7 protein-coding genes and 3 tRNA genes are annotated in these 12,204 nt (G+C 58.9%); 7 read left to right on the top strand and 3 right to left on the bottom strand.

Annotated features, from left to right (window positions below):
- Positions 1 to 79: 79 nt before the first annotated feature.
- A complete protein-coding gene (gene rnr / locus NH8B_RS15155) occupies positions 80 to 2,299 on the bottom strand; it encodes a ribonuclease R (protein WP_014088063.1) in 2,220 nt (739 codons plus the stop codon).
- A 77-nt stretch (positions 2,300 to 2,376) separates the two neighbouring features.
- Between rnr and NH8B_RS15160 the strand changes: the two genes are divergently transcribed.
- The 7 genes from NH8B_RS15160 to NH8B_RS15190 all read left to right on the top strand — a co-directional run bounded on the left by NH8B_RS15160 (position 2,377) and on the right by NH8B_RS15190 (position 8,405).
- Positions 2,377 to 2,463 (top strand) — tRNA-Leu (locus NH8B_RS15160).
- A 53-nt stretch (positions 2,464 to 2,516) separates the two neighbouring features.
- Positions 2,517 to 2,603: transfer RNA gene (locus NH8B_RS15165), tRNA-Leu, on the top strand.
- Between the two features lie 60 nt (positions 2,604 to 2,663).
- Positions 2,664 to 2,750, top strand: a tRNA-Leu gene (locus tag NH8B_RS15170).
- 208 nt (positions 2,751 to 2,958) lie between these two features.
- Positions 2,959 to 4,620, top strand: coding sequence for an ExeA family protein (locus NH8B_RS15175; protein ID WP_014088064.1), 1,662 nt, complete (start codon positions 2,959 to 2,961; stop codon positions 4,618 to 4,620).
- Between the two features lie 5 nt (positions 4,621 to 4,625).
- Positions 4,626 to 5,438: a general secretion pathway protein GspB gene (locus NH8B_RS15180; RefSeq protein ID WP_014088065.1), complete on the top strand. Its 813-nt coding sequence runs from the start codon at positions 4,626 to 4,628 to the stop codon at positions 5,436 to 5,438.
- Between the two features lie 64 nt (positions 5,439 to 5,502).
- Complete coding sequence (locus NH8B_RS15185) at positions 5,503 to 6,162, top strand: lytic transglycosylase domain-containing protein (RefSeq protein WP_014088066.1); 660 nt, start codon at positions 5,503 to 5,505, stop codon at positions 6,160 to 6,162.
- A 362-nt stretch (positions 6,163 to 6,524) separates the two neighbouring features.
- A complete protein-coding gene (locus NH8B_RS15190) occupies positions 6,525 to 8,405 on the top strand; it encodes a hypothetical protein (protein ID WP_014088067.1) in 1,881 nt (626 codons plus the stop codon).
- Positions 8,406 to 8,528: 123 nt separating this feature from the next.
- Here NH8B_RS15190 and NH8B_RS15195 read toward each other — a convergent pair whose 3' ends face one another.
- Complete coding sequence (locus NH8B_RS15195; protein ID WP_014088068.1) at positions 8,529 to 10,343, bottom strand: NEW3 domain-containing protein; 1,815 nt, start codon at positions 10,341 to 10,343, stop codon at positions 8,529 to 8,531.
- Positions 10,344 to 10,873: 530 nt separating this feature from the next.
- Positions 10,874 to 11,596: a DsbC family protein gene (locus NH8B_RS15200; RefSeq protein WP_014088069.1), complete on the bottom strand. Its 723-nt coding sequence runs from the start codon at positions 11,594 to 11,596 to the stop codon at positions 10,874 to 10,876.
- Between the last annotated feature and the right edge of the window lie 608 nt (positions 11,597 to 12,204).

The following is a 12,204-nucleotide window of genomic DNA, read 5'->3' on the forward strand; positions in this document are numbered from 1 at the left end:
CGAAACCCATCCGAAAACAAAAAGGGTTGGCCGAAGCCAACCCTTTTATGCGCCCCCAAAAGTCGGGGCCGGGCCGTGTTTAGCTGACCTTGCGCTTTTTCTTTGCCACCGGCTTGGTCTCGGCAGCTGCTTCGAACTCCGGCACCAGCACGAAATCGATGCGGCTGCTTTCCAGGTCGGCGCGCACCACCTTGACGGTCAAGCGGCTGCCCAACTGGTAGCGAGCCCCGCTCTTCTCGCCAATGATGGCCTGGATGTCCTTGCGGTAGTGGAAATAGTCCTTGCCGAGTTCGGAGATGTGCAGCAGGCCCTCTACATAGATCCCGTCGAGCAACACAAATACGCCAAAGCTGGTGACCGCACTGATTTCCCCGGTGAACACCTCACCGATCTTGTCGCGCATGTAGTAGGTCTTGAGCCAGGACTCCACGTCGCGACTGGCATCGTCGGCACGACGTTCGGTCATGGAACAGTGCTCACCCAGTTGCGACCATTTACCCGCCTTGTAGTGACGTCCGGCTAGCACCGCCTTGATGGAGCGATGCACCAGCAGATCGGGATAGCGGCGGATCGGCGAGGTGAAGTGGGTATAGGCGTCATAGGCCAGACCGAAGTGACCGATATTGTCCGGACTGTAGAGCGCCTGCTGCATGGAGCGCAGCAGCATGGTCTGCAATACCGGGGCATCCGGGCGGCCGTGGATCTGTTCGGCCAACTTGGCGTAATCCTTGGCGGTCGGGGTTTCGCCCCCGCCCAACGCCAGCCCCACCAGCTTGAGATAGGTGTTGAGGTTTTCCAGTTTTTCCGGCGTCGGCCCTTCGTGCACGCGGAACAGGCAGGGGTGCTCGTGCTTGAGCAGGAAATCGGCCGCGCAGACGTTGGCAGCGAGCATGCACTCTTCGATCAGGCGATGGGCGTCGTTGCGCACCACCGGTACGATCTTGTCGATCTTGCCGCTCTCATTGAACACCATCTGGGTTTCGGTGCTGTCGAACTCGATGGCGCCGCGCTCTTCCCTCGCTGCCAGCAGCACTTTGAAGAGGCTGTACAGGGTTTGCAGGTTGGGCAACATCGGGTGATCGGAGCCATGCTGCAACCAATCCCACACGGCGTTATAGGTGAGACGCGCCTTGGACTGCATCACCGCCGGGTAGAAACGATATTGTTTGACCTCGCCTTTGGTGCTGATCTGCATGTCGCAGACCATGCAAAGACGCTCGACGTCGGGGTTGAGCGAACAGATACCATTAGAGAGGGCTTCCGGCAGCATCGGAATGACGCGGCGCGGGAAATAGACCGAGGTCCCTCGCTCTACGGCATCTTGATCCAGCGCGTCCCCCGGCTTGACGTAATGGCTGACGTCGGCGATCGCCACCACCAGACGATAGCCGTTGTCGACCCGCTCGGCGAAGACGGCGTCGTCGAAGTCGCGCGCGGTTTCGCTGTCGATAGTGACCAGCGGCAGCTCGCGCAGGTCTTCCCGACCCTTGTGATCGCTCTTGCGAACCTTCTTCGGCGTTTCCTGGGCCTGCTCGACCGCGGCATCCGAGAAGACGTGAGGCAGATCGTGCTGACGCAGCGCGATCTCGATTTCCATGCCGGGGTCGGCGTAGTTGCCGAGGATGTCCACCACCCGGCCGATGGGCTGACGGTAGCTGTCCGGTTGCGATGAAATTTCGACGATCACCACCTGGCCGTGCTGCGCGCCGCCTTCGCCACCCGGTTCGATGAGGATGTCCTGATTGATGCGCTTGTCTTCCGCCACCACCAGCCACACACCGCGCGACAGGTAGATGCGCCCGACCAGCTTCTGGACCGCCCGCTCCAGCACTTCGACGATGCGGCCTTCGTTACGACCACGCTTGTCGGTACCGGTGATGCTGACCATGACCCGGTCGCCATGCAGTACCTTGTGCATTTCGCGCTCGGACAGAAAGACGTCTTCGACGCCGGCTTCTTCAGGAATGGCGAAGCCGTAACCGTCGCGATGGCCGGATACCTTGCACTTGATCAGTTCCAGTTTCTCGGCAACGCAGATGGCGCCCTTGCGATTGATGATGATCTCACCGGAACGCTCCATGGCCTGCAGGCGACGTTCGAAGTAGCGAAACTCATCCTTTTTGATGTCGAGCATCTGGGCGAGCTCGTCCTGCCATAGAGGCACACCCTGTTCGGTGAGCAGCTGAATGACGAACTCCCGGCTCGGCAAGGGATTGTCATACTTGAGTTTTTCCCGCTCAAGATGGGGATCCTGCAAACGCAGGGAAGCATTTTTCTGTTTTTTTTGTTTCGAAGGCATTGACAATTTCTGGAGGCTCCTTATAATTCGCATCTCATCGCAGCACTGCTGTGGCGCAGATGATACAGCAAAGCGATGCCCAGGTGGCGGAATTGGTAGACGCACTAGGTTCAGGTCCTAGCGGTGGCAACACTGTGGAAGTTCGAGTCTTCTCCTGGGCACCAGCAAACGCTGATGCCGTAGCAAGTGATGTGATGTAATACAATTTATACTCCGTGCCCAGGTGGCGGAATTGGTAGACGCACTAGGTTCAGGTCCTAGCGGTGGCAACACTGTGGAAGTTCGAGTCTTCTCCTGGGCACCACGGAATAGTTTGAAGATGGGCTAAGCATAGCCGGTCTGTAGTTACAATTTAAAGTTTTATGCCCAGGTGGCGGAATTGGTAGACGCACTAGGTTCAGGTCCTAGCGGTGGCAACACTGTGGAAGTTCGAGTCTTCTCCTGGGCACCAGACAAAAGCCGTTGAGTTCAACTCAACGGCTTTTTGTTTTTCCGCCCCACTCCCCTATCGGCCGGTCCAAGCTCCCCGCACCGCGATCGCTGTTGCTCAGCGCCTATTCCAAACAAAAAAAACAGTCGTTCCGACTAGCACGCTCTAAAGCGCTTACTATAATTTTTTCAAGCAAGTCGTTGAGTACAACGCCATTATAGGCAGCGCCATGTACACGAACCACTATGGCTTGGCCGATCCGCCGTTCTCGATCGCGCCGGATCCGCGCTTCCTCTTCATGAGCCAGCGGCATCGCGAAGCGCTCGCCCATCTGATGTACGGCATCGGAGGGGACGGCGGGTTTGTGCTGCTGACCGGCGAGATCGGGACCGGCAAGACCACCATCTGCCGCTGCTTCCTGCAGCAATTGCCTGACAATTGCGACGTCGCCTTCATCTTCAACCCGAAGCTGAACGTGCTCGAGCTGCTGTCGACGATCTGCGAAGAGCTGCACATTCCCGCCCCGCCCGACCACACCAGCAACAAGGCCTTTACCGACTGTATCAACGACCATCTGCTGGCGGCCCATGCCCAGGGGCGGACCACCCTCCTCATCATCGACGAGGCACAGAACCTGGACAGCGACGTGCTGGAGCAGATCAGGCTGCTGACCAATCTTGAAACCAACCAGCGCAAGCTGCTGCACATCATCCTGCTGGGCCAGCCCGAGTTGCGCGACAAACTGGCGCGGCCGGAATTGCAGCAGCTCTCGCAACGCATCGTCGCCCGCTACCACCTCGGACCACTGCAGCCCGAGGAAATCACCGCTTACGTCCACCATCGGCTGGATGTCGCGGGGAGCCGGCGCGCCTTGTTTTCCCCCTCACTCAGCCGCCTGCTGTTTCGCCTGAGCGGCGGGATACCGCGCAAGCTGAACATTCTGTGCGACCGCGCCCTGCTCGGTGCCTACGTGCAGGGCAAGGACGAAGTCGACCGCGAGACTCTGCGGCAGGCGGCCAAGGAGGTGTACGGCCAGAGCGCGCCCCGGTCGTGGCAGAAACTGGTGATTGGCCTGGGGGCCTTGCTCAGTGCCACGACCCTGGCGACGGCCTTGTTTTATTACGCCGAGCCCTTTGCCCCAAACCGCCCTGTTCCATCGCGTCCGGGCCTGAAACCGTCCCTCGCCAAACACGCCGCTCCGGCCACCTCGTCGGCCCGCGCCATGGGCACGGACACGTCGGCCGTATCGACCCCGGCCGTTATCGCACAGAGCGCAGGCCCGGACGGAGTGAGCCTGGCTTACCGGGCTCTGCTGGCACGCTGGGGCATCCGCTTGCCCGTCGACGACGAGGCCAGCGCCTGTCTGCAGGCGGAGGCGTTCGGGTTGCACTGTCTGAGCGAGTCCGGCGACCTGGAGCAATTGCGTCGCCTCGACAGGCCGGCCGTGCTGCAGCTGCGCCTGCCGGATGGGCGCACGGGGTATCTCTTGCTTTCCAGCTTGCAGGACGGCCAGGCCGTCCTGATGTCCGGCACGCAGACGTTCACGCTGCCGGCCTCTGCCCTGAGCCAACTCTGGAGTGGGCGCTATACGCTGTTATGGAAGGCGCCGCCCAACTACCGGGCACCGCTGGCGCGCGGCAGCCGGGGATTGATGGTGTCCTGGTTGAACCATCAGTTTGGCCAACCTCTGGAACCTTTGGCGGCCACTGCCAAGAATCCGGTGTTCGATGCCAGACTGGAAGAACAGGTGATGCGTTTCCAGCGCGCGGATGGTTTGCCGAGCGACGGCATTGTCGGGCCGCACACGCTAATCCGTCTGACGCGCAACAGCGATACGACCTCTCCGCGCCTGCTTGGCATGACCACGAAAAATCCAGGGATGAAGGGGTAGCCACCATGTCATACATTCTCGACGCCTTGCTGAAGGCCGATCAGGAACGGCAGCGCTCCGCGGCGCCCACCCTCAATTCGGTCCACGTGACAGGGACCATTGCGACCACCGGCCCACACAGGCGCTGGCCCAATCTGGCGCTGCTGGCACTGTTGGGCGGAGGCCTGCTGGCCGGTGGCGCCCTGTTCGTGATGCGCCCCCCGGCGGCGAAGCAGTTGGCCCAGGCGCCACGCCCCCAGGCCGATGCGCCGGCCTTAGCGAAGAGCCAGGCCTGGCGGGGAAATCAGGACGGCCGTGCCGTTCCGCCACGGCAGGAATTGGACCGGGCGGCCCCGACCAGCCAGACGCCCCCTCTGCCCGCCACGACAGCGGAGGAAAAAATCGCCACTCTGACAGCCGTCCAGCCAAGCCCTCCCCCCCTCCCCTCCGTGGCCAAGATCCGGCGCGAAAAGCCCTCCACCGAAGCGCGGCACCATGTCGAGACCCCAGTTCCAGCGCAACCCGCTGCCACGGAGGCGGCCACCGCGACGCCCGCCCCCGCAGCAGCCGACCCCGCTCCTTCGGCCAACCTCAAGCGCAGCAACCGGGTCATCGACTTCGGCGAGCTGCCGGCGGAGCTGCGCCAGGAGGTGGAGAAGAATGTGACGGTGGCCGGCGCCTCGTATTCGGCCGATAACAATGAGCGCATGGCCATCATCAATGACCGGGCGCGCCGGGCCGGCGATGAGGTCGCGGCCGGGGTGATGCTGGAAAGTATCTTGCCAGACGGCATCATATTGAATTACAAGGGATATCGCTTCCGTACCGGCATGTATTGACAACGACAAGCCGCACACCGGACTGAGCTTCTTGATCAGCCCCCGATGCAGCAGAGGGATCGCCATGAACGCCTGTTTCACTCTTTCACCGCGCTTAGCGGCGCGCCTGGCCGTGCTGTTGCCGGCGCTCCTCCTGACAAACGGAGCGTGGGCCGATATCTATGCCTTCAAGGATGCCGACGGCACACTGCACTTCAGCAACGTGCCACAGGACAAGCGTTACGCTCTGCTCATGCGCACACCGAAGGAGGCCCCGGCCCCGGCCGACAGCTCGGCGCCGGCAGGCGAACGTTCCGTCCGCCCCGCACCGGCCATCGACCCGCAGCTGCGTGCCCGCGTCGCCGGCCTGATCGATGACACCGCCCGCACCCTGAACATGGACGCCGCACTGCTGCACGCCGTCATCGCCGTCGAGTCGGGCTACAACCCGAGCGCGGTGTCCCCCAAGGGCGCCATCGGCCTGATGCAGCTGATGCCGGCGACGGCACGCCGTTATGGCGTGGCCGACCCCTACGACCCGGCGCAGAACATTCGCGGCGGAGCGCAGTACCTGCGCGACCTGATGAGCCGCTTCGACAACGACCTGAAGCTGACGCTGGCGGCCTACAATGCCGGCGAGCAGGCCGTCGCCCGCTATGGCAATACCATTCCGCCGTATAAGGAAACCCTGAATTATGTCCCTCGCGTCATGAGCGGCTTGGCCCGCAATCAACAGCAACCCTGACCCGCTTTAACCGACGTTCCACGCCCTGAAAATGCCAGCATGAACAGGATTCCGCCACCGTATTGCCATGCTCATATTTTAAATATTTTTTTGAATTACTTATTAGAGAATACTAGCATTAAGCATGTGGCTTGCCCTCATGGCATAGGGAGAAGACAAAGTTAGACCTCCCTGCCGTCATCCCGGAATAGCACCATGCTCGCGAGCAAAGCAGAAAATCCCGCGTGTCGTTTGACGGTTTCTCGTGCGAATAAAAATAACGAAGATAGATAGCTTTGGTGGAAATTTGGCAAAAAAAGGGGATCTTGCGTGCGATTCCTTTAGGGAGGAACCGCCTTTGAGTGTTTCAAAGGAGGTGTATCGTGGGTACACATTGTTTCAAGAAGCTGCTGGGAACGCTGTTGATGGGCACAGCCTTCTCACTAGCGGGCACGGCGCCAGCGTTGGCTGACAACCCGGCCGACAACTTCCAGCTTGATGGCGACATCCTTTCCAGCACCGGCGGCCCCGCCGGAAAACCCGACTGGTCGGATATTTTCACGGGGCTTGCTCCCAGCGCGGGAGCCACGGCCAAGTCGCCCTTGCCGGCCGGCTTCACTTCGGCCAGCTTCCTTGTCGATTTCTTTCCGGCAACCACAGCCGACAACAGCCTCTATGCCACCGGGAGTAAGGACACGCTGAACATCACCCCGGGCTGGCAGTGCAAGAAGACCAACAACGTCAACGACAAGGTGGACATCAACAACGCCTATGCGGTTGCGTACACCAAAACAGTCGGGACGTCCGATGGGAAGCCGCACTTGTTTGTCTACTTTGGCCTGGATGTGGCGTCCAACGACGGCACCAAGGACGTCGGTTTCTGGTTCCTCAAGGATCCGACCGTCAGCTGCCCCGTAGGCAACGGCACGACCAACTTCACGGGCACTCACACGGACGGCGATATCCTGATCGTTTCCGAATTCACCAACGGTGGCCGCGTTAGCACGATCAATGCCTACCGCTGGAACGGCGGGGCCGATGGCTCGCTGGGCCCGACCCCGGTGGCTTCGGGGGGCGAATGCGACGGTACCGCTTTCGACGTTTGCGCCAAGGTCAACGGGGCCGTGCTCAACGGCGACGGCAGCTCACCGGACGTGCCCTGGCTGGTGAAAACCAAACAGTCCAACCCTAGCAGCACGGCTTACGACAGCTCCAAGGACCTGGACATTGGCGAGTTCTTCGAAGGCGGCATCGACCTGACCTCGGCGGGCATCTCCGGGTGCTTCAACCGTTACCTGGCCGATACCCGTTCCTCGACATCGCTCGGCGCGACCATCTTCGACTTTACGCTGGGCAACTTCTCGAACTGCAGCATCGGCGCCACCAAGACTTGCTCTGCGGCTTCGGTAAACAGCGACTTCAGCACCTTCACCAGCCCGTTCACGGTCACCATCACCAACGACAGTGCTTCCGGCACGGTCTACGACGCCAGCTTCAAGGAAACCTTCATCTTTGGGCAGACCGGCGAGACTTGTAAGATCAGCAGTGTCACTGGCACGGGTACGGCAGTGGTGGATACCTCTGTCGTCAATACGCAGCTCGAATCGGGTAACCTGGTCAAAGTGGCCAGCTCTCTGGGCCCGAACGACAGCGTGATTGTCGGGGTTTCGTGCACGGGTGCGCTGAACAGCTTCCAGGATTCGATCCATGCCGTAGCCGGTTCGTCGGCAGGCTTGAGCGATATCCAGAAGGATGCCGTCGTCAGCAGCGCCAGCGCCACCGCCTGCCAAGCCACAGTCCAGGCCGACCTGCAAATCACCAAGGTCTGCAAAGGCATGCAACTGGTTGCCGGCACCAACTCGCTGATAGCGCTGAAGGCTAACGTTGAGGTTACCGTGACCAACCCGAGCACCTCCAATCAACTGGTCACCATCTCCACGCCGACGGATACCAAGGTCAGCAGCTTTACCCAGGTCGACTGCTCGACTCTGGCTGCGCTGCAGACTCCTGACCTGGTGCTGTCGCCGAATGAGACGGCCTGCTTCACCGGCAGCTACAGCCCGACCAATGCCGACCTGACGAACCCGCCGTCTACTGCCGCCTTCTCTGACGGCGCGAGCGTCACCGGTACCGGCAGCATCAAAGGGACGTTCACCGCCGGCCCGGCACAAGCCACTTGCTACCTGTGCGACGCGGATGTTGACGGCGTGCCGGATGTCATCGACTGCCTGACCGACCCGCAGTGCGGCAAGACACCACAGTAAGCGCCTCTTCCTGACAACCAGGAAAAACGAGGGCGATGAGTCGCAAGACTCATCGCCCTTTTTCATACCTACGACAAATCGACCTGCCGTGCCGAGAAGAGGCGGCAGCCCGAATCCTCTGCCTTACTTGGTACGACCCTTGCCTTTGGTCGTGGTCGTGGTGGTCGACGAGGTGCCGATGACGTAGCTGGCCGAGCCGCTGCCGCTGTAGGCCGTCGCCGCCGTGTTGGTTGCCGTCCCGGCAATGCTGTAGGTGCCCGCGACCGCCGAAGAGGACGAGGTGACGGTATAGGTGGTCGAAGACACACTGCCCGGGCCGATGTTCAGACTGGCGGCGGCCCAGGTGCCACTCCAGCCGCTGGGCACGGTCCCCTGCAGGCTGAAGGTGGAGGCGCTACAACCGCTGCTGTCGTTGTTGGTGACCGCCACGGTGTAGGTCACCGCCGTCCCCGCGAGGACGGAGGAGCTCTGAGCCGGGGATATCGCCACCGAGGGATTGGCTCGAGTACATGCCGTTTTGGCAAACGTCACATCGACGCCGATACCGGTGCCATTGGCCCAAGTGGGGGTGATGGTCACCCCGACAGAGGCATCCGTATAGCTTTGTCCCACCACCAATGCAGGATCTGCCAGATCGGCCCCGGTAGAGGAGGAAAGGCTGCCGGGAGTCATGTCGAGGGCGAAACTGCTCGAGGCATCACCATCCGTTCCGGTACGCACCAGAACACCACCGAAAATATTGGCCGGCAGGTAAATGCTGTTGGTGCTGAAGTAATAATCGACCCCGATCGGCTGGCGGTATTCCAGGTAATACCAGGTCTTGGCACCGCTAGTGGGATCGGTGCTCTTGAGAATCTTCAGCCCCTTGGGGTTGCCCCCACCCGCACTCTCCATAGGCTCGATCACGTAACTGCCGCTGCTTTGCACCGTGGCAATAGGTGGCGACACGTTGTAGTTCAGCCAGCCCAGTCTTTCTTTTTGGAAGGCGTTGAAGTGCCCGGTTTGCCATCCCATGAGATCGACATGGTCGCCATACTCGATGTAGCTGCAACTGTTTCCCGTGGGGCTTGCATCGCAATCGAGCCCGTGCGAGTGCCACAAGCCGAGCGCATGACCGAGTTCGTGGCCAACCACATCCAGCTTCATGAAGCCATTGATGAAGGATTGGGACGGAACAGTGCCGACCGACGACAAGCCCCCCCAGGAACAACTACTGGTATTGGGAAAGACATAGACCAAGTGAGCGTAGCCGGAAAGGTCAACCCCGGCGGCGCTGGCCGCCGTTTTGCCCGCTGCCGCTATGTTGTCGGTGTTGCAGGCGTCCGTGCTGTTGATCGGCAGCGTGTACCAGCCGTATACGTTGCCGGCAAACCAGGTCTGCTGGTACGAATTTTCCAGATAGAAGTTGTTGACCGTGCCACTGGCGGTACCGAAGACAAAGCTGTTCCAGTCGGCGAGCGTCCAAGGCTTATTGGTGGGCTGGTCCTGGAAATTGACCAGAAGTACCGCGGTCTTTTGTTCGCCCAGCGCGTTCAAACCGGATGCGGGTGCAGCGAGCACCTGGTAGCTGGTCGAGCCCGTCGACTCCAGCATAATGGTGTTGCCGCTCTGTGTGCCCGTGACCCGAACCTTGCTGCCCGGGGCATTTCGAGGATGGCCCTTCTTGAACTGAATCTCGTAGCGCACGCCCGCATCTGTTTTCAGGAAGTAGCGGTTATGGCTCTTCTTGTTCTTGAGATCATCTGAGTGCAGAACCTCCAGGGTACCCTGGAGTTGGACTGACTGCGCGGAGGAGGAGGCCTGAGAACTGTTTTTCAAGCCAGCCGTAGATTGGGCAAAGCTGGGGGAGGCAAAAAAAAGCAGCGTCAGCCAGCAACACATCAGGATGTAGTGCAGGCCGACGCGCTGGCCGGATAATCCCCCTGAATGGCGAAGCATGAGATTCCTTTCTTCATTAAAGGAAACCCCACCGCAACCTGACCGGTCATTTCGCCAAGGCTATCAGGATAAAAAAATGCCCCTATCGCAATAACAATAAACCCTTTTTTGTTTTGCCATTTTTATTATCGTGATAACCATTTATTGTTTTTGGTACCCAATAACCTTCCACGACAAGGCGCTCTTTTTTTCGTCGCCGTCAGCGGTGAATGTTTCCTATGTTTGCTTAACATTGGCAGGCTCACTATACACCGTCAGCCACAAATGGCAATCGACTATCATGGAGCCGGAAAAAACAAGACATTTGAATGGAACAAACCACAAAAAGAACAAAAAATCATATTTTTATCACGTAAACTCGTCACCCCCACAAAAACCAGCGATCCAATTGCTGTATTTACATATCAATTAATATGTTATTGACATAACAATTTAGTAAAAAAAAACACTACCGGCAAAAACCATTGGGCATTAAATAAAAATACCCCTTGGCGAACCAAGGGGTTTTCACGTGGGAAATCTGAGCCGGGTTATTGCTTGGCGACGTTCTCACCCAGCAATTGCTCGATCCGGCCGGCAGGAACAGCACCGGCGACACGGGTGCCGTTTTCAAAAATCATCGTCGGTGTGCCGGTAATGCGACGGGAGCGTCCGAATTCGGCCAGTTTAGCGACGGGATTTTCACACTCCCCTTTTCCTTCAGGGACAGTCCCATCCTGCATGGCGCCCAGCCAGGCTTTGGCCCGATCCGGCGCGCACCATATCTTCATGGATTTGGTGGTGGAGCCCGGGTGCAGCTGTTCCAGCGGGTAGAGGAAAACGTAGAGCGTCACGTCGTCGACCTTGCGCAGCTCGGTCTCGAGTTGTTTGCAGAATGGGCAATCCGGGTCTTCGAAGACAGCCAGCTTGCGTGTCCCGTTGCCTTTCACGATCTTGATGGCTTGATCGAAAGGCAGTTTGTCGAAGGGCATTTCGGTGAGTTTCTTCAGCCGCTCTGCGGTCAGGTTCTGGCGGGTCTTGGCGTTGACCAGGCTGCCCTGGATGACGTAATTGACCCCTTCATCGGCATAGAGCACCTGCCCGCCCATAAATATCTCGTACAACCCCGAGAGTGGTTCTTTCGTTACCGACTCGGCCTTGGCTCCGGGAAAGCGCTGCTCGAATAAAGACCTGACCGATTTTTCATCGGCCCAGGCTCCATTTGCTATCCATACCATCGCAATGACCGCGCTCAGCAATAAGTGCTTCTTCATGACCCTCTTCCCTTTTTTCCCCAAAAATACGGAACAAGTAAAACTAGATATAGTTCAAGGGGGGAAATGATGTCCAGAATTCATCGTACCAATAACCCGGCCCATCGAAAAACCCGGGGCACAAACGGGTGAGGGTTGCCGAGCGACATTGCTTTTGGCATAACTGGCGATCCAGCTGCCGTCTTTTCGCCGGTTACCACCCTCGCAATTTTCTATCACCTACGAACAAAAAACCTCCCATCAGCAGCGTGGCTATTCACCTATATGGATGTTTATTTCCAATAGTTGCCAACATTATATTTTAAACATGGCGTTGAATCTTTCGAAACCACCTCCTAATATTTACTGTGTATCTTTCTCTTACGCTGGAGGCAAGCCTATCGGTATGTACCGCTGCACCCGCCAATAAGCCTATGCCCCATCGGTCCATTGCGCAGGACAACTTGTTCAGTGCCGAATGAGGGAATAACCCGATAAGAAGTAACATCAATAAAACATCCTGGCGATATTGTCGCTGGTCATAGGGGAATCAAGCGTGCGATTCCTTGGCAGGAACCGCCTTTGAGCAATCAGAGGAGGTAGAAAAATGGACTCCAATTGTTTCGGGA

The sequence above is a fragment of the Pseudogulbenkiania sp. NH8B genome, from assembly GCF_000283535.1.
In the GTDB taxonomy this organism is placed as follows: Bacteria; Pseudomonadota; Gammaproteobacteria; order Burkholderiales; family Chromobacteriaceae; genus Pseudogulbenkiania; species Pseudogulbenkiania ferrooxidans.

Excerpts from the sequence above, each read along its gene's own strand:
- NH8B_RS15180 (WP_014088065.1), top strand. The coding sequence starts at position 4,626 with ATGTCATACATTCTCGACGCCTTGCTGAAGGCCGATCAGGAACGGCAG.
- NH8B_RS15200 (WP_014088069.1), bottom strand. The coding sequence starts at position 11,596 with ATGAAGAAGCACTTATTGCTGAGCGCGGTCATTGCGATGGTATGGATA.
- rnr (WP_014088063.1), bottom strand. The coding sequence starts at position 2,299 with ATGCCTTCGAAACAAAAAAAACAGAAAAATGCTTCCCTGCGTTTGCAG.
- NH8B_RS15195 (WP_014088068.1), bottom strand. The coding sequence starts at position 10,343 with ATGCTTCGCCATTCAGGGGGATTATCCGGCCAGCGCGTCGGCCTGCAC.
- NH8B_RS15185 (WP_014088066.1), top strand. The coding sequence starts at position 5,503 with ATGAACGCCTGTTTCACTCTTTCACCGCGCTTAGCGGCGCGCCTGGCC.
- NH8B_RS15175 (WP_014088064.1), top strand. The coding sequence starts at position 2,959 with ATGTACACGAACCACTATGGCTTGGCCGATCCGCCGTTCTCGATCGCG.